The following is a 21,662-nucleotide window of genomic DNA, read 5'->3' on the forward strand; positions in this document are numbered from 1 at the left end:
ATTGCTATCGCTGGCAAGCCAGCTCCTACAGGGATAGTTGGCGTTCACATAATCTTGTAGGAGCCGGCTTGCCGGCGATGACGGTGCATCAGGCACCGTCTATCGTGCGCCGTACCTTATCCAGCAGTTCCTTGATCTGGAACGGCTTGATCAGCATTTCCATGCCATCGCCGAGGAACACCTGACGGTTGAGCGCGGTTTCGGCGTAGCCGGTCATGAACAGGATTGGCAGCTTCTCTCGCCAGCCGCGCGCGACATCGGCCAGTTCCCGACCGCTCATGCGCGGCAGGCCGACGTCGGTCAGCAGCAGGTCGATGGACTCGTCTTTCTGCAAGCGTTCGAGGGCACCTTCGATGTCGGCGACTTGCGTGCAGCGGTAGCCAGCGTCCACCAGCACTTCAGCCACGAACATCCGCACCGACGGCGTATCCTCGACAATCAAGACATGCTCGCCGGCCCCTTGCGGATCGACGGTAACCGGCGCCGCTTCGGTCACCGTGGGATCAGAGCTGGCGGGCAGCATGATGGTCACTTCGGTGCCGCGTCGCGCCACACTGCGGATATGCGCATCGCCCCCGGATTGCCGGGCGAAACCGTAGATGGTCGACAAGCCCAATCCGGTGCCCTGGCCCAACGGTTTGGTGGTGAAAAACGGATCAAACACCTTGTCGATCACGTGGTGCTCGATACCCGTGCCGTCATCGCGCACCGACAACGCGACGTACGCGCCATCGGCCAGATTCGGGTCGCCATGGGAGTAAGCGGCATAGGTGTTGACCCAGATATTGCCGCCCTGGGGCATGGCGTCACGCGCGTTGATCACCAGGTTGAGCACGGCGCTTTCCAGCTGGATCGGGTCGACCAGCGCAATCGCCGCTTTCGAGGTCAGTTCCAGTTTCAGCGATATGCGTTCGCCGATGGTGCGTCCCAATAGTTCTTCGAGTGAGCGGATGTGCTCGTTGATGTCCACGGGCCGGGTGTCGAGTGGCTGTTGTCGGGCGAAAGCCAGCAGTCGATGGGTCAGGCCAGCTGCGCTCATGGCTGAACTCAAGGCCGCTTCGGTATAGAACTGAACCTTGTCGGTGCGAGACTCGGCGACTCGTTTCTGGATCAGTTCCAGGCTGGTGATGATGCCGGTGAGCAGGTTGTTGAAATCGTGGGCGATGCCGCCGGTCAACTTGCCCAGCGCATCCATTTTCTGCACCTGCAACAGCTGCGCCTCAGTGCGCGCGCGTTCGGCGACCTCCTTGGCCAGTTGTTCCGTGGCATCGTCAAGGCGTGCCAGGTGCGAGCGTTCACGGTGCCGGTGTTCGGTGACATCTTCGACAAACACCAGGCTCAACTCCGGCGTTCGGTAAGGCGAAATCTGCCACTCGGTTTCGCGAATTTCGCCGCCGACTCGCATGCTCAACGTGCCTTTCCAGCGCTCACCATAAGCCAGCCGCAGGCGCAGTTCTTCGATGACGGCTTTTTGGTCCTCGGCGAAACATTCAAGCAGGGTGTCCGGGTTGCGATTGTCCTGAATCAGTTGCGCGAATGCATGGTTGCATTCATGCACTTTCATCTCGGCATCCAGCACCGCAATGGGTGCGGAAACATTGACAAAAATCTCGCGAAAGCGCGCCTCGCTGGCACGCAGGGCATTTTCGGTTTCGCGCACCCGCAGCAAGGTGCGCAGGGTCGCCAGCAGCACATCCGGGTCGACCGGGTGAATCAGATAAGCATCGGCCCCGGCGTCCAGACCGGTGATGATGTCGCCGGTCTGGATCGACGCCGCCGACACGTGGATCACCGGCAGCAGGGCTGTCGCGGGATCGGAGCGCAGTTTGCGGACGATGTCGAAACCGCTCATGTCTGGCAGGTTGACGTCGAGAATCAGCGCATCGAGGGTGACGCTGTCGATCAGCTCCAGGCCTTCGCTGCCGGTGCCCGCTTCCAGTACTTCATATCCGTGGCTCTCCAGGCGTCGACGCAGCGCGTAGCGCGTGGCGATGTTGTCGTCGACAATGAGTAATCGGATGTCACGCTTCATCGGCAGGCTCCATGGCGATGGCCAGCGGGATGATCACGAAAAAGGTCGAGCCTGCGCCTGGCTGACTCTGCATCCCGACTTCGCCATTCAGCAAACCGGCGAAGCGTTTGCACAGGGACAGTCCGAGTCCGGTGCCGCGCAGGCGTTTTTGCAACGGTGAATCGACCTGGGAGAAGTCCTCAAACAATGCGCCATGTAGCTCTGGAGCGATACCTATTCCGGTATCGCTGACGGCAAAACGAACGTGGGAGCTGTTTTCCATCCGGGCCGAAACCCGGACTTCCCCGCGGGTGGTGAACTTCAGCGAGTTGGCGATGAAATTGCGCAGGATTTGCGCGAGTTTCTTGTCGTCGGTGTACAGCTGCGGCAGGCCCACCGGCTCTTCGAATATGAGGTCGACCGCACTGGCATCGACAATCGGGCGAAACATCCCGCGCAGCGCGGCAAACAGGTCGAACATGTCGAACCAGGCCGGTGAAATGCTGATGCGCCCGGCCTCGATCTTCGCCAGATCCAGCAAGTCGTCGACCATGTCGCTCAGTTCGCGGGCGGAATTGCTGACAAAGGCGACCTGCTTGTGTTGCTCGGGACTCAAGGGTCCATCGAGCTCATCGGTCAGCAGGCTGGCGATGCTCAGGATCGAGCCCAGGGGCGTGCGGAACTCATGGCTCATGTACGACAGGAAACGACTTTTCAGGTCCGAGGCCTGGCGCAGTTGTTCAGCCTGGGCATCGAGTTCAGCGTACAGCGCCAGAACGCCCTGGTTGGTTTCATCCAATTCTTCACGCAAGGCATTGGCTTCGCCTTGCAGTCGGGCGATCAGTGCGGCTTGTTCGTCAATCTGACTCATGGGTAATTCAGCCATGGTCTGCCTCCAGAGCAATGACCAGCACTGAGACATCGTCCCGTCCTCGGCAGAAATCCCGGTGCAGAATCGCAGCGATGACGGCGGGATGGCGGTGTACCAGGCCCGGGTAATCCTGCAGGTTCCAACGCGATTGCAGGCCGTCGCTGTACATGATCAATAGCTGTCCGTTCACCTGAGCATAGTCAAAGGGTTGCGCCTTTCGATATTGGCCGCCGACGATGCCGGGATGGGAGGCCAGGCCGCGGGACTTGTCCGGCGCGATCAGGCAGGCGCCGATGTTGCCGATGCCGACGAATTTCAACGTGTCGCCGGCAGCGTCGAACTGGGCAATGGCCAGCGCACCGCCACGGGTACCGATCATGGCTTGATGAACGTCTTCCAGCACCAGCAGCGGTGAGGCGAACGGCATCAGCGCGAAGGCTTTCTCGCCGGCGCGGGCGGCATGTTCCGCCTCTTCGCCATGGCCCAGGCCATCGATCACCAGAGCGCTGATGTGTGCCCCGTCAAACGCCAGGTGCCAGACATCGCCGCAAGCCGGATCGTGGTGCAAGGAATGCTGGCTGACGCCGATGCGTCGATCCGCCGCTTTGTCCGCCTTCGGGTACAACCGCGTGAGCAGCACGGCGCCCCGTGAATCGGCATACACATCGAACACCTCGGTCTGGCGAGACACGGCGCCAAGTCCGATGCCTTGGGTGCCGCCGGTGGAAAAACCATCGGCCAGGCACGCCTGCAGGTCGAAGCCATTGGCGCGGTCGATGGCGAGCATCTCGATGCCGTAGCCACTGGCGCGGGGCAAGACCCTCAGGTGCAATTCGCCACGGGAGGCATGCTTGAGAATGTTGCTGGCAAGCTCGGTGGCGACCAGCGCCACACGCCCCGAATCTGTGGTGTCGAAGCCGTGTTGTTCCGCGAGTCTTTGCGCGGTGCGTCGGGCGTGACCGACTTGGCTACTGTCCTCGATGACCAGCACTTGTGTCATCGAACCGCTGATATTCATGTCCATCGGGTAATCGTTATGCGAGTGCCCTTGCCTGGCGCGGTGTCGAGTTCGAACTCATTCACCAGGCGCTTGGCACCGGTCAGTCCCAGCCCGAGGCCGGAGCCGGAGGTCCAGCCGTCGGTCATGGCTAGTTTGATATCGGGGATACCCGGCCCTTCGTCACGGAAGACCAGGCGCAGGCCGGTGCGTGAATTTTCGTCGAGGATTTCCCAGTCCATGTCGCCGCCACCGCCGTACACCATGGTGTTGCGCGCCAACTCGCTGACCGCGGTCACCAGCTTGGTCAGGTCGATCAGGCGCATGCCGCATTCCTGGGCGAGTTTGCGCGTCAGTTGGCGGGCCAGGACGACGTCCTGCTCGATGTTGATCGGATGAGTGCCGCTGCTGCGCACAGTCATTGGTCGCGTACTCGTTCATGAAGCAGTTTCATCCCGCGTTCGACATTCAGCGCGGTACTCACGCCGGGCAGGGTCATGCCAAGTTCCACCAGGGTAATCGCCACCGCTGGCTGCATGCCCACCAGTACGGTCTGGGCATCCATGATTCTCGACAGCCCGGAAATGGTCCCGATCATCCGGCCAATGAATGAGTCCACCATGTCGAGGGCGGAAATATCGATCAACACGCCGCGAGCGGACGTCCGGCTGATGCGCTCGGACAGGTCGTCTTGAAGGGTCAGGGCCAACTGGTCATGCATGTCGACCTGAATGGTCACCAGCAGGAAGTCGCCCATTTGCAAAATCGGAATGCGTTCCATCGGCTTAATTCGCCTTGTGGATGGTCAGTCCCAACCGGGTAAGGGCCAGTTTGAGGGCATCGGCCAAATTGGCCTTGGTCACCACGCCTTGCAGGTCCAGCCCCAGGTGCACGATGGTCTGGGCGATTTGCGGGCGCACACCGCTGATGATGCAATCGGCACCCATCAGGCGAATAGCGGTCACGGTCTTGAGCAAGTGCTGGGCCACCAGGGTGTCGACGGTCGGCACGCCGGTAATGTCGATAATGGCGATCTCGGAACCGGTGTCGACGATCCGCTGCAGCAGCGATTCCATCACCACCTGGGTGCGCTGCGAGTCGAGGGTGCCGATCATCGGCAACGCCAATACACCGTCCCAGAGCTTGACCACCGGGGTCGACAGTTCCAGCAACTCTTCTTGCTGGCGCTTGATCACCGCTTCACGGGATTTTTGAAAAGTGCGGATGGTGTGCATGCCCAGGGCATCGAGCAGTTCGGAGACTTCCCAAAGTTGTTCGGCCAGCAGCGCCGGGCTGTCCTGGTAATGATTCTGCAACAGTGTGAACAGCGGGCCTTTCAACGAGAAGATGAAACTGGCGGTCTGGTGCGAATCCTGGCCGAGCAGGGCGCGGCTATGGGAGAGCTTGTCGAGAAACTGGCGAATTTCATCCCAGCCGGACGCAGCAACGTTTTGGCCGTTGCCATTTTGCAGACCCGAGATGACCAGTTGGAGGAATTCCGAGGTCTGCTGTTGCAGATCCTGCTCCTTGAGATTGCGCGTAGCGCCACTGGTCTCCAGGCCGCTTTTCCATTCGGCAAGCAGTTGTGCCTGGTTGTGTTTCATCGCATCGAGAGTGCTGGATTGCAGTGCCGCCATGAGACTTGACTCCTTGAGTGAATTCGGCCGATTCCCTGAAAAACGATCGGCGCAAAAACAGTGACATTTGGCGGATGAAATAGTTGTTCGCTTTTAAAAGGAATTTTTCATCCGATACACAAGGACTGTAGGTCAAAGGCGAAGGGAACGTTGCCCGCTTGGTGGCTTCGAATTGATAAGGCCCGACTGTTTCGGCCGCACAGTGACAAACGAGGTCCCTATGAAAGAAAAAAATGAACGAGACCAAAACGCCAGGACGCCCGCGCCGGAAAGTGCTGACAAAGCGGTCGACCAGAAAAATGTTCACAGTGACAACGACAACGAGTTCAGTCCAGGCTTCAAACCCAATCCCGACCGACCCGCGCCTGGCGACGACACGGATGCCGATATCGATACCGATGGCGGCTAGAAGGATCCAAACAAAAAGACCGCATCGTTCATGCGGTCTTTTTGTTTGACGAGGATTATTTGTCCGGATGGGCAGCCTGGAGTTTTTTCGCCATCTCCAGGTGTTTTTCCAGCCCCGGCAGCATTTTTTGCGCGAAGCCTTTGAGCTCGGTTGCGCCTTTGGTTTTGTCGTCGGTCACGGTGTTGGCTTCTTTCTTGAACAGCTCAATGGTGTCTTCGTGAGCCTTGACCTGGTTGTTGGCGTAGGCCGAATCGAAGGACTCGTCACGCATGTCGAGGATCTTTTCCTTGGCCTGTTTTACCAGCGTTGTGGTGTCCGGCACTTCGATGTCGTTCTTTTTCGCAATGGCTGCCAGTTCATCGTTGGCCTTGGAATGGTCGGTGATCATCATGTTGGCGAATGCCTTGACGTCTGCCGATTGGCTTTTTTCCAGCGCCAGTCGGCTGGTTTCGATCTCGGCAATGCCGCCAGCGGCTGCCTTGTCGACAAAATCATTGGAGGTCGCCGCGAATGCCGCGCTCATGCTGGTACTCAGGGCGATGGCCAGCGTGAGGTGGCGCAGGTTAAATCCGTCCATTGGTTCTTCTCCACACAGTTTTTATTGGCGATCTGGTTGATCGTTAATCTGTGGAGGCTGCGGCCTGGATAAAGGTTTTATCGCATTTGCGACAGGGCGACGAACGGACACCGCTGGTCTGACAGATGGTCGACAGAACCGGCAAACCAAGGCCATTCTGATAGTTGGCGAACGCAATCAGTCGCGTTTGCTACCGATTAACGAACGGAGGTGTTCCATGCCGGTGCCACATGACCTTTACAAGGATTTGAATTTCACAACAAAGGAAGAAATCCAGCACAAACGCACCAAGGATCCATTACTGGATTCGTTGATCAATAAATACTCGCAGGCGGATGCTGAGGTGGTGAAGGCAGAGGAAGCCAAATCCAGCGATGACGCGGTGACCAGGCTCAAGGCCAAGCGTCTGGAGGTCAAGGACAGGATCGTCAAACAACTCCAATCGCCGTCCTGACGCACCGTCATGAGCCATCGACCATCGGTGGCCGAATAATTGGAACGGCGAGATTAACCGGCACCTCGAATGTTCAGAGCCCGACTTGACGGCTCGACGCGAGGTGCCACATGACAGATCCAAAATTTCCCAGTGAAGAGCAGGGCGGCTACGACCCCATTCCAACTCATCCCGAACCTTTGAGTCCCGGCCGTACGGCCGTCAATCCGGAAGACGAGCCGGGCATTGATGAACTGCCGAACAACGAAGGCGCCATCCCCATGGAACAGGACGACGGCACGGATATCGACCGGGATCGCATGCGCGAAGAAACCGATAATGCGGAACGCGATGGCGAGTGTGATCCGCGGTAGATCAATTCACAACAAGCCCTGTGGGAGCGGGATTGCCCGCGATGAGGTCAGCCCCGTTCAACATTGATGTCGCCTGACAGTACGCCATCGCGGGCAAGCCACGCTCCCACAAGTTATTTATTGCAACGCCGTACTCAGCGGCAATCGCGCCATGTTTTTCGCTTTCAACGAGCCGAAATACAACCATTGGCCATACTCGCGCACCGTAGTGATCGGCGAGTAATTGTCGCTGCCGCCATCCTGCAGATTGGCGATGATGTTGCCCTCAAGATCCAGTCCCAGCGCAAAGGCACGTTTTTCCACCGGTTTGGGCAGGACGGTCATGGCCCGCACGATCATCTTGCGCACGAACGGATGTTCCGCCGTGGCGTCGAGCAGAGCATTACGCGGTGCATACAACGCCACCCAGAAGCGGTCGTGACCATTGAAGGCGAGGTTGTCCGGCAAGCCCGGCAGGTTGTCGATGAACAGATCGTGGGTGCCGGCTTTAGGGCCGCTCAACCAGTAACGGCTGATGCGATACGCGCCGGTTTCGTTCACCAGCACAAAGGCGTCGTCCGGGCCCAGGGTCACGCCATTGGCGAACTCCAGCTTATCCAGCAGGACCGAGGTTTTACCGGTCTGGAAGTCATAGCGCAGCAAACGACCGTCACCGCCATGTTCGATGATCGCTTCGCTGTCCTTGCCGTAGCCGAAGCGGCTAGAGGCGTCGCTGAAATAGGCGTAGTGCCCGGACTTGTCGATGGCCACGTCATCGGTGAAACCGAACGGCACGCCGTTGGCCGTGGTGCTCATTGCCACCAGTCGGCCCTGGGCGTCCAGCGACAGCAAGCCCTTGACCGCGTCGGCGATCACCAGCAAACCATTGGGATGACGGGCCAGCCCCAATGGCCGCCCCCCGGTGTCGGCCAGGACTTTGGTGTCGTTGCCGTCAAGGCTGGTGCGGATCACCCGGCCGTCATGCAGACCGGTGATCAGCGTTTCGCCTTCCAGCAACAGCGCCTCGGGGCCGTCGATATCTGCCGCGCCGATGCGTTCCAAGCCTTTTAGGCGCTGGTTATCAGCGTACGGGCCACTGGAAAGGGACGGCGCAGGTGCGGGCGTCCAGGCCACCGGTTTCACTTTGGTCGGCATCAGCAGCAGGAATGCAGCAATGATCACGATCACCAGCAACAACCCATGGCGAAACCTGATCGATCGCCTCACACGCGCACTCCTGAAAGCGCCAGGTGTTTTTCTGCCTTATCGCGCAGGGCTTGCATCGATGCCGCCGATTCGTGATCGATGCGTCGCTTGAGCAGCAGCTTGTTGGCAATACGCATGATGAATCCACTGAACTCATACTCCAGCGTGCGGACAAACCGCGTGCCGTCGCCCTCGGACTCGCATTCATAAGTCAGCAGCAACGACAGGCCGTTATCGCCGTAAGCGCGGGCAATCCAGCGTCGTCCAGGCAAATATTCATCGACCACCCAACTCAAATGGCCCTCGCGCCCGCCAGCCCGGATGTCTTCCTCGAACCGCGCACCGGCATGCAGAGGGCCGCGCTGTGCGTTGATCTTGAGCGACGATGGGTGCCACTCCGGCCAACGGGTCACCGTGCTGGCGTAGGCAAGTACGGCAACGGGATTTCCGGCAATGTCGATCTGATGCTGCATGCGGGTCATGGTCGTTCTCGTCAGGTATGGGGTGGCGTCTTCCGGTTCCCAGTAGAGGGTGCCGAACAGGTAGTCCATCAACGGAAAAACGATGTTGAAATTACGCTCCTGCATCATCTCGCGACGGTGATGCAACTCGTGCAAACGGCGCATCTGGCGAATCCATGGCAGCCGCGTCAACGGATTGTGCGGCGGTAGATGTTCACAGGCGTGGAACACTTCATACGTCAGGTAACCAAGCACCAGACAACCGCCGACCAGTCCCGCGACGTTGGCATCGAACTGCGTAAGCAACCACCAGACGGGCAGGGTAATGACCAGTGTGTGCATGACGATCAGCCAGGCTGGAAACAGAATCACCCGCCAATCCCGGGCAGTCTCGTACGTCATGTGGCCGGGGGCGAAGAAGCTGTGATGGTCACCGGCATGGCGAGCATAAAACAGGCGCGCGAAGTTCTTTTTCTGATGACCCAGGTGCCGATGTACCAGGTACACGGCAAAGTTGTAAAACAACAGGGTCAGCGGCACCGCCAGCCATTCCTGCAGCAGCACGTCGTGTACGGTTCTCCAGAATACGGTGATGGTCATCAAGCCGAACAGCAGCACGAAGGTGCCGTGCAGCCATGGGTTATAGAGCGGATGAATGTTGGCGCGGTAGCGGCTGCGGAATGCTTCGGTGGTCTGCCTCACTGCAATCACCTGTCGTTATAGTTATCTCCAGCAGAGTAGTCGATTCCGGTGTTTTGGATGGCCGAACCTGATGACACAAATGCCATGATCCGGTGCAAAACGGCTTCAGGTCAGCGGGTTCCAGCGTTGTGACCAATCGTCGTCGGACTGGATGACCTCGCGCAGCAGGTCGAAGGCCCGTTGCAGGGTTTGCGAATCGCGGTCGCGGGAATAAACCAGGTAGGTCGGATAGCTGAACTCCGGCGCCTTGGGCACTTGCTCCAGCGCGCCGCTTTCCAGGTAACGCTGCACCACGCGGGTACGGAAGTAGCCACTGCCGCCGTGTTCCAGAATGTATTGCAAGCCTAGCGGGCCGAGGTTGAAGCTCAAGGGCGCCCTGGCTTTTTCCGGCAGGGCAGCATCGTGCTGGCGACGAAAATCCTCGCCCCAGTCGATGTAAACGTAAGGATCGGGGCGTCCCGGTTGACGGACGAGGATGAGTTTTTCTTCGAGGATCTGCTCGACTTGCAGGCGCGGCCCGTATTCCGGTTGATAGACCAGCGCAGCGTCCAGAATGCCCAGTTCAAGTTGGCGCAGCAGGTTCTCGCCGTCGCGGATTTCCATGCGCAGGGCATGGCTGGGAATTTTTTCGCGCAGTTCGCCGGCCCAACTGAGCATCAGCGGATTACACAGACTGACTTCGCCACCGATGTGCAGCACGTCGTGATAACCCTCGGGCAACGGCAAGTCCCGCCGCGCCGCTTCCCAGGTTTCTACCAATTGATTGGCGTACACCACGAAGGCTTCGCCATTGGGCGTCAGGCGGGCACCGGCGCGGTTGCGCACGAACAGCGTACTGCCGAGGTGGCTTTCTAGTTTCTGCACCCGCGCGGTGATCGCGGTCTGGGTGACGTGGAGTCTTTCGGCGGCAGCGGCAAGGCTGCCGTGACGGACGATTTCCAGAAAGGTGCGGGCGAGATCGATGTCCATGGGCTGGCCGGTGCGGGAGGTGTTCGCATTGTAAGAGCACCGCTCACCTGTGGCGAGGGAGCTTGCTCCCGCTGGGCGGTGGCCCCAAAAAATCGGCAGCCACAAATTTAATGCGAACGCTACGCGCTCGAGCGCGAGCAAGCTCCCTCGCCACAGTGGCGTGGTCTCACTTCAAAACGCGAAGCAGGAACAGCCAAACGCACCCCAGAAGCCCTGGAAGTCACTCACCGGCGCATTTGACAACCGCGCCCGCTCATGACTGTGCGCATGCACCGCACACGCCCCGACACATTGATGAACCTGCGCCGTCAGCGGCGCCAATGGTTTCCAGTGACCCGGGACGTTCACAACCGGCGACCACTCCGGCACCACCGGAATCGGCGGCGGACCGAGTTTTTCGAATTCGGCGCTACCGTAGACGACTTTGCCATCGACAATAGTCAGCACCGATTCAATACTTTTGATGCCTTCGTCCTCGATGTGGAAATAGTCCGCCGACAGCGCAATCAGATCCGCCAGTTGCCCGACCTTGATCTGGCCTTTCTTGCCTTGCTCGGAGGAGAACCAGGCGCTGCCGTGGGTAAACAGCTCCAGCGCGGTGTCGCGGCTCAGACCTTGCGGATACAGCTCCAGCCCGCCGACGGTGCGACCACTGACCAGCCAATACAGCGAAGTCCATGGGTTGTAACTCGACACCCGCGTGGCATCGGTGCCGGCGCCCACCGGCACGCCTTCGGCCAGCATGCGCGCAATCGGCGGAGTGGTTTCGGCAGCCTTGGCGCCGTAGCGATCGACAAAATACTCGCCTTGGAACGCCATGCGGTCCTGAATCGCAATGCCGCCGCCAAGGGCTTTGACGCGCTCGATGTTCTGCGGGGTGATGGTTTCGGCGTGGTCGAAAAACCACGGCAAGCCATCAAACGGAATGTCGCGATTGACCTTCTCGAACACGTCGAGCATGCGGCTGATGGATTCGTTGTAGGTGGCGTGCAAACGGAATGGCCAACGCTGTTCCACCAAATGGCGAACCACCGGTTCCAGGTCCTGCTCCATGCTGGCTGGCAGGTCCGGGCGTGGTTCGAGGAAATCCTCGAAATCAGCTGCGGAGAACACCAGCATTTCGCCGGCACCGTTGTGCCGCAGGAAGTCATCGCCCTGGCCGTAGTGCGACGTACTGGTCCAGTTCTTGAAATCGCTCAGCTCTTCCTTGGGTTTCTGCGTAAACAGGTTGTAGGCAATGCGCACCGTGAGCTGTTGGTCTTTGGCCAGTTGCTGGATGACCTGATAGTCGTCCGGGTAGTTCTGATAACCGCCGCCGGCATCGATAGCGCTGGTTAGGCCCAGGCGATTGAGTTCGCGCATGAACTGTCGTGTCGAGTTGACCTGATATTCCAGCGGCAGCTTCGGTCCCTTGGCCAGGGTCGAATACAGAATCATCGCGTTGGGTCGGGCGATCAGCATGCCGGTCGGATCGCCATTGGTGTCGCGCTGGATTTCCCCGCCCGGCGGGTTCGGCGTGTCGCGGGTATAACCCACCACTTTCAGTGCCGCTCGGTTGAGCAGGGCGCGGTCATAGAGATGCAGGACAAACACGGGCGTGTCCGGCGCGGCCTTGTTCAGTTCGTCGAGGGTCGGCAGGCGTTTTTCGGCGAACTGGAACTCGTTCCAGCCACCAACAACCCGCACCCATTGCGGCGTGGGCGTGCGGTCGGCCTGCTCCTTGAGCATGCGCAAGGCGTCGACCAGCGACGGCACGCCTTCCCAGCGCAGTTCGAGGTTGTAGTTGAGACCGCCACGGATCAGGTGCAAGTGTGAGTCGTTGAGGCCGGGGATTACGGTGCGTCCGTGCAGGTCAACGATTTTTGTGGCTGGACCTTGCAGGGCCATGGCCTGGGCATCACTGCCGACCACCACGAAGTGTCCGTCCTTGATCGCCACGGCACTGGCCTGGGGCTTTTTGCGGTCAACGGTGTGCAGGCGTCCGTTGTACAGAATGAGGTCGGCGGGGGTGTCGGGCATGGTTTTACTCCCTGCGAACAGCGGGCTGATCCAGGCGCCAACGGCACCTGCCGAAAGGCCTTGAAGTACACGTCGGCGATTGAATCCGTCGTGGTCGTCAGGTGGGCTCATGGCAGTGCTCCGCGCAAAAGGATCGAGGGGCAAGCGGTCGATGTCTGACGCATGCGGCCAGAAGGAATATAGACGGCAAATCCATGACCAGCCGTTTTTCCTGATACTGACACCTCCTACAGGGGTAAAACGACGAATCCCGCCACTAGGGCGGGATTCGTTTGCAGGCAAGTGTGCTCCCGTAGTCGGGAGCGACGCACTTAGCTCGGGAACAGCTCGGACAGTTTCATCGCCAGCATCATGTCGCCTTCAGCGCGCAGTTTGCCGCCCATGAACGCTTGCATGCCGTCGGTCGAACCGTCAACGATGCCTTCCAGGGTTTCGCCGTCCATCACCAGAGTCACCTGGGCGTCCGGGTTTTCGCCTTCCAGCAACTCGCAGGTGCTGTCCTTGACGACCAGCGAGAAGTTCTTGGTGTCGTCGATGCGGAAACCGAAGACCAGGTCCAGACCGGCAGCAGCGGCTGGGTTGAACTTGGCTTTCATTGCTTGTACGGCATCAGCTACGGAGGTCATGATTCGATCCTTTCTTGGGTAATTAGAGCTGGGTGGTTACAGCCAAGGGTCACAATAGTCCGGACTCAGCGAAATGTGATGAGTTCCGGGGCCTTCAGCAGTTGCAGGTGCGCATGATTGTTGAAGGAAGCCAGGGCCACCTCGCGTCCACGAAACTTCAGGTGGTTGAGCGAGGTGTTGACGATTTGCCAGTTCAATTCAAAAGCCTGTTTGGCAGGCATTTGCGTAATCAGGTGGAGCAGGGCAGTGATGGTGCCGCCAGAGGTGAACACGGCAATTTTCTGGGTGTTGTCGGCTTGTTCGAGGATCCTCTGCAAACCGGCCTGAACCCGCTCGACGAAGCCCAGCCAGCTTTCCAGGCCCGGCGTGTCGTAGGTGCCGGCGAGCCAGCGTTCGATGATCAGGGCGAAAATGCGCTGGAATTCGCTGCGGTTTTGCGCGGCGTGGCGCAGAGTGTTCAGCGCTTCAGGCTCGTCCGGCAACATGGCCGGGAGCAGGGCGCGGATCACCGCGTCAGCATCGAATTCATTGAAGGCGGAATCGGTTTCCAGGATCGGTACCGGCAGACCCACCGCAGCGAACTGTTCCAGCGCGCTGTTGGCGGTGTGTTGCTGGCGGCGTAAATCGCCGGCAAGGCAGCGGTCGAAGCTGATGCCGAGCTCGGCCAGGTGTTGGCCGAGGATTTCTGCCTGGCGAATACCGGTGGGCGACAGGACGTCATAGTCGTCTGCACCAAAGGAGGCCTGGCCATGTCGAATCAAATAGATGCTGCCCACGTCCGCGTCATCCCGGTACGTTGAAGGTTTGGCGAGGTTATGAGGATGGCGGTGAGCTGTCAATGAAAAAACATACGCTTGTTTGAAATGCTCGTTCCAGGCCTGTTGCCAGAGGTTTCGCGGCTGGTCGCAAGGCCGGCGCATGGGTATGCTGGAGATATCCCGCGCGCGTTCGAGCCGCGCATCGTTTAAGGAGTCCCTGTGGAGTTTCTCACCGAGTACGCCAGTTTTCTGGCCAAAACCGTGACCCTGGTGATCGCCATTCTGGTGGTCCTGGCCAGTTTTGCGGCATTGCGCAGCAAAGGTCGACGCAAGGCCGCCGGCCAGTTGCAGGTCAGCAAGCTGAATGATTTCTACAAAGGGCTGCGTGAACGCCTGGAGCAAACCCTGCTCGACAAGGAACAGCTCAAGGCCCTGCGCAAGTCCCAGGCTAAAACCGAGAAAAAACAGAAGAAACAAACCGAGGTCAAACCCCGGGTGTTCGTGCTGGATTTCGACGGCGACATCAAGGCTTCGGCCACTGAAAGCCTGCGCCACGAAATCACCGCGCTGCTGACCCTCGCCACGCCGAAGGACGAAGTGGTGCTGCGCCTGGAGAGCGGCGGTGGCATGGTGCACAGCTACGGCCTGGCGTCATCGCAATTGGCGCGTATCCGTGAGGCGGGTGTGCCGCTGACCGTATGCATCGACAAGGTCGCGGCCAGCGGCGGCTACATGATGGCGTGCATCGGCGAGAAGATCATCAGCGCACCGTTTGCGATTCTCGGCTCCATTGGCGTCGTGGCGCAGTTGCCTAACGTCAATCGCTTGCTGAAAAAACACGACATCGACTTCGAAGTCCTCACCGCCGGTGAATACAAACGCACCCTGACAGTGTTCGGCGAAAACACCGAGAAGGGCCGGGAGAAGTTCCAGGAGGACCTGGACATCACCCATCAGCTGTTCAAGAACTTTGTCGCGCGCTACCGGCCGCAACTGGCCATCGACGACGTGGCCACCGGTGAAATCTGGCTGGGTGTTGCAGCACTGGACAAGCAACTGGTGGACGAGCTCAAGACCAGTGACGAGTACCTCGCTGAACGCGCCAAGCAGTCTGAGCTGTATCACCTGCACTACGCCGAGCGTAAAAGCCTGCAAGAACGCATCGGCATGGCCGCCAGCGGTTCGGTCGATCGCCTGTTGCTGAGCTGGTGGAGTCGACTGACTCAGCAGCGATTCTGGTAACGTGCAAAGCTGCATCGAAAACATCAAACTGGGGCGTCTGCCCCGGTTTTTTTTCGCCCACGAACTCTCGCTACTTCAAGGTCCTCCAGATCACGGCGAATTTTCCTAAAGAGGCCGTCGAGCATTCCTGCTTCTGGCACCGTAGCGGCTGGTTATGTTGGCTTTCCTCAACTTTGCAAAGGAATGCCCATGAGTAACCCTCCGCCCGATGCACCCTTAAGCCCGGCACCAAATGCGCGAATGCCGATAGAGCTGCAATCCGCCGTGGCTGATGCCCTGCCACAAACCCCCGAGCAGTTTGGTGAGCAACTGATCAAGAAAAAGTGGGGGCAGGACATCGATCCGCAGAAAGCCCAACTGGTAACGCTGGATTACAACTACCGCGGTCACCCGCCCCAGGACGGCATCCAGCAGGGCCGGATCGCCAGTTCGCAGACGTTGCTCCAGGCACTGCTATCCAATACGCAAACCGTCGGAGACGGTCGTTTTGGCGAAAACGCGTTCGGTTTGTACACGCCCCCCGATGTTGGCCCTTCCGTGCGCATCGTGGACAACGTCGATGAGTTCGCCGACCAGGGTAACGGCAACCATGACACCTATGAAGGCATCTACCGCCGCACGCAGCCACAGGCTTACGGCCCTTCGACGCAAATCGCCCTGCGGCCCGCGGACTTCAAGAAATGGGTCTGGGAGCTGGAGCTCAAAAGGCACTTCCAGGATTACCTCGACCGTACTTGGCCATCGGATAAGCGCATCCTGGCTGGCGATCCTTACCCGCTGCGAACCTCGGTGAAGTCGGCGTTTATCATGGCTGCCTGCCTGCAACGTCGGGAAAACAGTTTGAGCGAGGCAGGCCTGGCGCTGGCAATGCAGGCGGCTGGACTGCCTGCAGATCAAGCCTGGGACACGCTGAACTTGCCGCAACTGCAAGCGCCGACTCACGTCGTGCCGACGGTTGAAGTCAGTCGACTGAAACTTTATCGCTACACCTCCACAGACATCTGGTGTTTTCACGATCGCTCCAGCGGCGGGCATTTACTGTACATCCCCGGAAATTCTTCACCCCTGCATCAGTTCGCCGACATCCGGCAGTTACGCAAATGGGTTGTGCAACAAGCTTCGGCTTCGGGCACCAAACAGGCACTGGCCGCGCACTTCGCCGAAGACGATCGCAACGACGGCACCTTTCACGCCGGCGTTGTAACCGCGCTGGATGGCATGGCGGTTTACCCCAGGCAGCACCACTTGGGGAATAGTGCCGGGTTGTTCAACGACGATGGTTTTTGGGACCCGCGGCAATACATTGGCTTTGAGGCGTCGCCTTCAACCACCGACCCCTTCGCGCGGCTGGTGCTGAGCATGAAGCAGACCGCCATGGCGAGCGTCGAAACCATTCGCGACGATGCGCAGGTCAATCGTGACAATCTGAGCGCGGTCGTCGAGCCGCTGGTCAAGTGGATCAACCAGTTTGGCCCATTGGCGTTGTTTGTACCGGGCGGTGAAGGGTTGTTGGTATTGGCCGGCATCATCGACGCCGGCTATGGCGTGGCTGAAGCGGTGAACGGCAACAACCCACAAGAGCGCGCGGAAGGTGTGTCACGCACGGTGTTCGGTTTGTTCAATGCGCTGCCACTGGCTAAAGCGGTGGCCGATCTGAAAGTGGCCGGGTCCAGTGCCGAGTTGACGCACGAAGCCTCTTCGGTCGACAAGTTGCCAGAGAGCCCCAAGCCGAGGCTACCGCCGACATCGCTGCCCCAGACACCCTTGACCCGTATGGAATTGCTGCGCGGTAGCCCCCGAGGCCACCTTCAGCGATGAGGTGCTGGCCCACATAGGCCGGGTGACAACCGTCGATGACGACCTGTTGCGTCTGATGCACGAGGGGCGTCCGCCGACGCCGCTACTGGCCGACAGCATCAGCCGTTTCAAGCTCGATCAGGAACTGGAAAGTGTCGTCGATCCGCACATCAGGGCCGAACTGTTCAACCAGCGTTATCAGGCGCTCCAGCATTCGGAACATGAGTGGGTAAACGTATTCAAACGCGAATACCCCGGCCTGCCAAAAAATGTCGTGGAGCAGATACTCGACCGTTCGGGTATCGATATCGACCGGTCACCCAAGGCTGACGAGGTGTTACAGGTGTTCAAACGCCTGGACAGCAAGGTGCGCCAATACCAACAGCATTTGCGCCTCAATCGGGCGTATGAAGGCCTGTACTTGCGATCCATCGCTCTTTCCGATGCCGACGTGCTGGCATTGCATTCGCTCGAGCGCCTGCCCGGATGGCCGAAAGGTGTGCGAATCGAAGTGCTGGACGGCTCGATCAGTGCGCGAGTACTGGACCGTTGCGGTCCGTTTGATGCACCGGATTGTCGTCGCTTGATCAAGGTGGGTGATCGCTATGCGGGGGCGGGTGTGGCAGACCCTGTCACCGAGGGAACGGATCTGTTGGCGGCTATCTTGAGTGTCTTGTCCGCTGAAGAGCGTTCAGCGCTGGCCTTGCACTCGCTCGATCAGGTCAGTGAGCTGCGCCGGTTTCTTGGTGAAGTGGCGCTACCACGTTCCGATTTTTTGCCGGGACTGGGCAGGATGGATTCCGGATTGCCTTTCGACGCCCAGGGACTGCGAGGTGGTGGCTACCCGACAACGCCACAAGCCAGCGCCCTGACACAGCAAATGATGCGACTGCAGGTGAAGCACCTTTATCCCGAGCTATCGGACAGCGAGGCCGATGCACTGCTGCTGGCGGCGGGCGAGGACCCTCAGGTTCATCTGGACCGGCTGATGCAGCAGTTCCAGCAGCTTCACCTCGACTTGATCACCTGGATCGACCGAACGGCGCTGGACATCGATGCCATGGATGTCGACTTCCTGGCCGTGGGCGATGAAGAGGCGGCCGGGATGAACGCTGCGCAAGTGGCCGCGCACAACATCGGGTTGGCGCAGCATGTGATGGAGTATGAGCGAGAGACCCGCACTGAATTGGCTGACGAGTTGATTGCTATCTGGCAGAAGCGCGCGCCAAGGGCCAACAACCTCTATTCGGACGAAGTGTTTGCCGGATACAAACTGGATCTGGCGTTTGAGGAGTACCACCGATTGCCCGACATGAGCGTTCGGTTCAACGAGGTGATTGACCTGTCGATGCGGAGCCTGTCCCTGGGCGCGCGCGCGAGCCTGGATGCGTTTCTGGAGAGTTTTCCCAACCTCAGGACCCTGAGTCTGGAAAGTCTCGACCTGGGCGTAGCCAACCCCGACGGCCGCCTGACAGGGGGAGTACCCCCCGTTATCCCGCAGATGAAACAGCTCACGGCACTTAACCTCAGGGCAACCTCCCTCGAATTTCAGGAAAACAGCGCATCGATGCTCAGTGAATTGGTCAATCTGCAAACCCTGAATCTGAGTGACAACCCGCTGAACGTGGCGCCGGTGCTGCTGGGGATGAAAAAGCTGCGAGAAGTAAACCTGCGAAACACTCGAATTACCACATGCCCAATTGGCATCATGGATGAGCCATACCTGACGTCGCTGGACCTGCGCGATAACCGAATCAGCCGCGTCCCGCAAGCCGTGTTGAATCAAGCCATCGCCCGCGGAAGGGTCAAGTTGTGGGGCAATCCACTGACGGATGAAGACACCTTGTTGCGCATTGTCAGGCATCGAGAACAGACCGGGATCAATCTGTGGCTGGCCGAGCCGGGAGCCAGTTATGGCGGCGCTACCGATTGGTTGCGTGAAGGCGATGAGGGTTTGCGACAGGCCAGGGCACTGCTCTGGCAGCGGTTGGAGGCCAAACCGTCGGGAGCGGGGTTCATGCGGGCCATGGATGGGCTAAGCCTGACTGCAGATTTTCGGGTCGACTACCTGAATTTGCAGGCTCGGGTATGGCGACTGTTGCAGGAGGCGGACGCTTCAGACGAGTTGTGGGGCTGGTTGAGAAAAACGTTGGAAACCACTACCGCGGATGCCGAAAACCCGTTCGGGATGTTTTCCGCGTTGGAAGATCGGGCACGGCTCTACAGAGACTGGGTGGCGCTGGGTCGGGGTGTTCCAATAGGGAAGTAATGGATATTTTGGAAGTGGATGGCCTTGAACCCCACGAAGGGGTTCAAGGCAACACGATCAACGGCGACGGAACAGCGGCAGCGGTTCGTCAGTGGCGGCCTGATAGGTCACGGAGAAATCCTTGAGACCTTCCAGGGCTTCGTACGGGTCTTTGTCGGGACGCACGGCAAAGGCGTCGAAACCGCAGCGATGCATGTAGAACAGCTGGTCGCGCAGCACATCGCCAATCGCCCGCAGTTCGCCTTTGAAACCATAACGGTCACGCAGCAAACGCGCGTTTGAGTAGTTACGGCCGTCGGTGAAGGCAGGGAAGTTCAAGGCGATGACCTTGAAGTTCTCCACGTCTTCGCCAATTTCTTCGGCTTCTTCATCGGCATCCAGCCAGATGCCCAGGCCGCCATCGCGAGCCAGGAGCATGCGGCTGTGTTCGCGCCACAGTTGCAACGGAACGATGTAGTCATCGCAATTGCTGATCTCGTCGATGCTGAAGTCCTTGGGCAGCAGGTGCCAGGTTTCGTCGACGACTTCGTTGTTCTTAATGATTCGCTGCATAGACGCGTTCCTTGAAGAGGTCGATGCCAATACGCTGATAGGTGTCGATGAAACGCTCGTCTTCGGTACGTTGTTCGATGTACACGTCGATCAGCTTTTCGATCACGTCAGGCATGGCTTCCTGGGCGAAGGACGGGCCGAGGATCTTGCCCAGGCTGGCGTCGCGGCTGGCGCTGCCGCCGAGGGAAACCTGGTAGAACTCTTCACCTTTCTTGTCCACCCCGAGAATGCCGATGTGGCCGACGTGGTGGTGACCACAGGCGTTCATGCAACCGGAAATGTTCAGGTCCAGTTCGCCGATGTCGAACAGGTAGTCCAGGTCGTCGAAACGACGCTGGATTGATTCGGCGATCGGGATCGACTTGGCGTTGGCCAGGGAGCAGAAATCACCGCCAGGGCAGCAGATGATGTCAGTCAGCAAGCCGATGTTCGGGGTGGCGAAACCTTGCTCGCGCAACTCGCCCCACAGGGTGAACAGCTTGTCCTGCTCAACGTCGGCCAGGATGATGTTCTGCTCGTGGGAAGTGCGCAGCTGACCGTAGCTGTAACGCTCGGCCAGGTCGGCAACGGCGTCGAGCTGCTTGTCGGTGATGTCGCCCGGCGCAACGCCGGTCGGCTTCAGGGACAGGGTGACCGCGACATAACCCGGCTTCTTGTGGGCCAGTGTGTTGCGCACGCGCCAGCGGGCGAAGCCCGGATGTTGCTGGTCGAGTTCGGCCAGTGCAGCACTCTGGTCGTCCAGGGCCTTGTAGTCCGGATCGACGAAATGTTTGGCGACACGATGCACTTCGGCTTCGGTCAATGTGGTCTGGCCACCGCGCAGGTGTTCCATTTCTGCATCGACTTTCTGGGCGAAGACTTCAGGCGTCAGCGCTTTCACCAGAATCTTGATCCGCGCCTTGTATTTGTTGTCGCGACGGCCATAGCGGTTGTAGACACGCAGGATGGCGTCGAGGTAACTCAACAGGTCTTGCCATGGCAGGAATTCATTGATGAACGCACCCACCACCGGCGTACGGCCGAGGCCACCACCGACCAGCACCCGGAAACCCAGTTCGCCAGCGGCGTTATGCACCGGCTCCAGGCCAATGTCGTGGACTTCGATGGCGGCGCGGTCGGAGGTCGAACCGTTGACCGCGATCTTGAATTTACGCGGCAGGTAGGCGAATTCCGGGTGGAAAGTCGTCCATTGACGCACGATCTCGCACCACGGGCGCGGATCGATCAGTTCGTCGGCGGCGACACCAGCGAACTGGTCGGTGGTGACGTTGCGCAGGCAGTTGCCGCTGGTCTGAATCGCGTGCATCTGCACGGTGGCCAGTTCAGCCAGGATGTCCGGGATGTCTTCCACGGCCGGCCAGTTGAACTGGACGTTTTGCCGGGTGCTGATGTGCGCATAACCCTTGTCGTAGTCACGGGCAATCTTGGCCATCATTCGCATCTGGCGCGAAGTCAGTTGGCCGTACGGCACCGCCACACGCAACATTGGCGCGAATCGCTGGATGTAAAGCCCGTTTTGCAGGCGCAGGGGGCGGAACTCTTCTTCGCTCAGCTCACCTGCCAGATAGCGTCGGGTCTGATCACGGAACTGCTTGACGCGGTCCTCGATGATCCGCTGATCGTATTCGTCGTATACGTACATATAAGTCCTGTTCTCAGGCTTGGGTCGCTCGGATACAGCTGCGTTTTTGTGCTTGCTTGAGTCCGATGAACCTCTGCAATTCTGCGCGCACGGCCGCGCACTCCCTACGGAGCCGGGGCACGATACCAGTT

At 59.3% G+C, this 21,662-nt stretch carries 19 protein-coding genes and 1 pseudogene; 5 read left to right on the forward strand and 15 right to left on the reverse strand.

What is annotated here, in order from left to right; translation table 11 throughout:
* Nucleotides 1-88: 88 nt before the first annotated feature.
* The 6 genes from ABVN21_RS07275 to ABVN21_RS07300 are packed head-to-tail and all read right to left on the reverse strand — an operon-like array spanning nt 89 to nt 5,516.
* On the reverse strand, nt 89-2,032 hold the full coding sequence (locus tag ABVN21_RS07275; protein WP_339556155.1) for a response regulator: 1,944 nt from the start codon (nt 2,030-2,032) through the stop codon (nt 89-91).
* Entirely contained in the window at nt 2,022-2,897 is an 876-nt protein-coding gene (locus ABVN21_RS07280; RefSeq protein ID WP_339556156.1) for an ATP-binding protein, read from the reverse strand. Before ABVN21_RS07280 ends, ABVN21_RS07275 begins: the two co-directional genes overlap by 11 nt.
* A complete protein-coding gene (locus ABVN21_RS07285; RefSeq protein WP_339556178.1) occupies nt 2,890-3,900 on the reverse strand; it encodes an ATP-binding protein in 1,011 nt (336 codons plus the stop codon). The genes ABVN21_RS07280 and ABVN21_RS07285 overlap by 8 nt, the downstream gene beginning before the upstream one ends.
* Entirely contained in the window at nt 3,897-4,301 is a 405-nt protein-coding gene (locus ABVN21_RS07290) for an anti-sigma regulatory factor (protein ID WP_339556157.1), read from the reverse strand. Before ABVN21_RS07290 ends, ABVN21_RS07285 begins: the two co-directional genes overlap by 4 nt.
* Entirely contained in the window at nt 4,298-4,660 is a 363-nt protein-coding gene (locus ABVN21_RS07295) for an STAS domain-containing protein (RefSeq protein WP_339556158.1), read from the reverse strand. Before ABVN21_RS07295 ends, ABVN21_RS07290 begins: the two co-directional genes overlap by 4 nt.
* Nucleotides 4,661-4,664: 4 nt before the next feature.
* Nucleotides 4,665-5,516, reverse strand: a complete 852-nt coding sequence (locus ABVN21_RS07300) for an STAS domain-containing protein (RefSeq protein ID WP_339556159.1) — start codon at nt 5,514-5,516, stop codon at nt 4,665-4,667.
* 220 nt (nt 5,517-5,736) lie between these two features.
* Between ABVN21_RS07300 and ABVN21_RS07305 the strand changes: the two genes are divergently transcribed.
* Nucleotides 5,737-5,925 (forward strand): hypothetical protein, encoded by a 189-nt coding sequence (locus ABVN21_RS07305; protein WP_339556181.1) that lies wholly within the window; start codon nt 5,737-5,739, stop codon nt 5,923-5,925.
* Between the two features lie 55 nt (nt 5,926-5,980).
* On the opposite strand, the gene ABVN21_RS07310 is transcribed toward ABVN21_RS07305, so the two are convergent.
* The gene (locus tag ABVN21_RS07310; RefSeq protein WP_339556160.1) at nt 5,981-6,502 is read right to left on the reverse strand and encodes a DUF4142 domain-containing protein; all 522 of its coding nucleotides are present in this window, start codon (nt 6,500-6,502) and stop codon (nt 5,981-5,983) included.
* Nucleotides 6,503-6,719: 217 nt separating this feature from the next.
* Here ABVN21_RS07310 and ABVN21_RS07315 point away from each other — a divergent pair, with 217 nt between their 5' ends.
* Both ABVN21_RS07315 and ABVN21_RS07320 read left to right on the forward strand, forming a co-directional pair.
* Nucleotides 6,720-6,956 (forward strand): DUF465 domain-containing protein, encoded by a 237-nt coding sequence (locus ABVN21_RS07315; protein ID WP_339556161.1) that lies wholly within the window; start codon nt 6,720-6,722, stop codon nt 6,954-6,956.
* 110 nt (nt 6,957-7,066) lie between these two features.
* The gene (locus tag ABVN21_RS07320) at nt 7,067-7,309 is read left to right on the forward strand and encodes a hypothetical protein (protein WP_339556162.1); all 243 of its coding nucleotides are present in this window, start codon (nt 7,067-7,069) and stop codon (nt 7,307-7,309) included.
* 117 nt (nt 7,310-7,426) lie between these two features.
* On the opposite strand, the gene ABVN21_RS07325 is transcribed toward ABVN21_RS07320, so the two are convergent.
* From ABVN21_RS07325 to ABVN21_RS07350, 6 genes are all read right to left on the reverse strand, one after another.
* Entirely contained in the window at nt 7,427-8,515 is a 1,089-nt protein-coding gene (locus ABVN21_RS07325; protein ID WP_339556163.1) for an SMP-30/gluconolactonase/LRE family protein, read from the reverse strand.
* Nucleotides 8,512-9,657, reverse strand: coding sequence for an SRPBCC family protein (locus tag ABVN21_RS07330; protein ID WP_339556164.1), 1,146 nt, complete (start codon nt 9,655-9,657; stop codon nt 8,512-8,514). The genes ABVN21_RS07325 and ABVN21_RS07330 overlap by 4 nt, the downstream gene beginning before the upstream one ends.
* Before the next feature lie 105 nt (nt 9,658-9,762).
* A complete protein-coding gene (locus ABVN21_RS07335) occupies nt 9,763-10,626 on the reverse strand; it encodes a LysR family transcriptional regulator (RefSeq protein ID WP_339556165.1) in 864 nt (287 codons plus the stop codon).
* A gap of 171 nt (nt 10,627-10,797) precedes the next feature.
* Nucleotides 10,798-12,645, reverse strand: a complete 1,848-nt coding sequence (locus ABVN21_RS07340) for an amidohydrolase (RefSeq protein ID WP_339556179.1) — start codon at nt 12,643-12,645, stop codon at nt 10,798-10,800.
* 311 nt (nt 12,646-12,956) lie between these two features.
* A complete protein-coding gene (locus ABVN21_RS07345) occupies nt 12,957-13,271 on the reverse strand; it encodes an SCP2 sterol-binding domain-containing protein (RefSeq protein ID WP_339556166.1) in 315 nt (104 codons plus the stop codon).
* 65 nt (nt 13,272-13,336) lie between these two features.
* Nucleotides 13,337-14,047, reverse strand: coding sequence for a histidine phosphatase family protein (locus tag ABVN21_RS07350; RefSeq protein ID WP_339556167.1), 711 nt, complete (start codon nt 14,045-14,047; stop codon nt 13,337-13,339).
* Between the two features lie 201 nt (nt 14,048-14,248).
* Here ABVN21_RS07350 and sohB point away from each other — a divergent pair, with 201 nt between their 5' ends.
* Nucleotides 14,249-15,271, forward strand: coding sequence for a protease SohB (gene sohB / locus ABVN21_RS07355; protein ID WP_339556168.1), 1,023 nt, complete (start codon nt 14,249-14,251; stop codon nt 15,269-15,271).
* Nucleotides 15,272-15,460: 189 nt separating this feature from the next.
* Nucleotides 15,461-19,337: pseudogene (locus ABVN21_RS07360) on the forward strand (DUF6543 domain-containing protein).
* 57 nt (nt 19,338-19,394) lie between these two features.
* Here the strand turns inward: ABVN21_RS07360 and ABVN21_RS07365 are convergent.
* Both ABVN21_RS07365 and ABVN21_RS07370 read right to left on the reverse strand, forming a co-directional pair.
* On the reverse strand, nt 19,395-19,889 hold the full coding sequence (locus ABVN21_RS07365; protein ID WP_339556169.1) for a DUF934 domain-containing protein: 495 nt from the start codon (nt 19,887-19,889) through the stop codon (nt 19,395-19,397).
* A complete protein-coding gene (locus tag ABVN21_RS07370) occupies nt 19,873-21,531 on the reverse strand; it encodes a nitrite/sulfite reductase (RefSeq protein WP_339556170.1) in 1,659 nt (552 codons plus the stop codon). The genes ABVN21_RS07365 and ABVN21_RS07370 overlap by 17 nt, the downstream gene beginning before the upstream one ends.
* Nucleotides 21,532-21,662 lie beyond the last annotated feature (131 nt).

The organism is Pseudomonas sp. MYb327, from assembly GCF_040438925.1.
Taxonomy (GTDB): domain Bacteria; phylum Pseudomonadota; class Gammaproteobacteria; order Pseudomonadales; family Pseudomonadaceae; genus Aquipseudomonas.

Bases quoted from the DNA above. Each gene is read 5' to 3' on its own strand.
- ABVN21_RS07285 (WP_339556178.1), bottom strand. From the start codon at position 3,900: ATGAATATCAGCGGTTCGATGACACAAGTGCTGGTCATCGAGGACAGT.
- ABVN21_RS07275 (WP_339556155.1), bottom strand. From the start codon at position 2,032: ATGAAGCGTGACATCCGATTACTCATTGTCGACGACAACATCGCCACG.
- ABVN21_RS07280 (WP_339556156.1), bottom strand. From the start codon at position 2,897: ATGGCTGAATTACCCATGAGTCAGATTGACGAACAAGCCGCACTGATC.
- ABVN21_RS07310 (WP_339556160.1), bottom strand. From the start codon at position 6,502: ATGGACGGATTTAACCTGCGCCACCTCACGCTGGCCATCGCCCTGAGT.
- ABVN21_RS07305 (WP_339556181.1), top strand. From the start codon at position 5,737: ATGAAAGAAAAAAATGAACGAGACCAAAACGCCAGGACGCCCGCGCCG.
- ABVN21_RS07340 (WP_339556179.1), bottom strand. From the start codon at position 12,645: ATGCCCGACACCCCCGCCGACCTCATTCTGTACAACGGACGCCTGCAC.
- ABVN21_RS07365 (WP_339556169.1), bottom strand. From the start codon at position 19,889: ATGCAGCGAATCATTAAGAACAACGAAGTCGTCGACGAAACCTGGCAC.
- ABVN21_RS07295 (WP_339556158.1), bottom strand. From the start codon at position 4,660: ATGGAACGCATTCCGATTTTGCAAATGGGCGACTTCCTGCTGGTGACC.
- ABVN21_RS07320 (WP_339556162.1), top strand. From the start codon at position 7,067: ATGACAGATCCAAAATTTCCCAGTGAAGAGCAGGGCGGCTACGACCCC.
- ABVN21_RS07290 (WP_339556157.1), bottom strand. From the start codon at position 4,301: ATGACTGTGCGCAGCAGCGGCACTCATCCGATCAACATCGAGCAGGAC.
- ABVN21_RS07370 (WP_339556170.1), bottom strand. From the start codon at position 21,531: ATGTACGTATACGACGAATACGATCAGCGGATCATCGAGGACCGCGTC.
- ABVN21_RS07315 (WP_339556161.1), top strand. From the start codon at position 6,720: ATGCCGGTGCCACATGACCTTTACAAGGATTTGAATTTCACAACAAAG.
- ABVN21_RS07335 (WP_339556165.1), bottom strand. From the start codon at position 10,626: ATGGACATCGATCTCGCCCGCACCTTTCTGGAAATCGTCCGTCACGGC.
- ABVN21_RS07345 (WP_339556166.1), bottom strand. From the start codon at position 13,271: ATGACCTCCGTAGCTGATGCCGTACAAGCAATGAAAGCCAAGTTCAAC.
- ABVN21_RS07300 (WP_339556159.1), bottom strand. From the start codon at position 5,516: ATGGCGGCACTGCAATCCAGCACTCTCGATGCGATGAAACACAACCAG.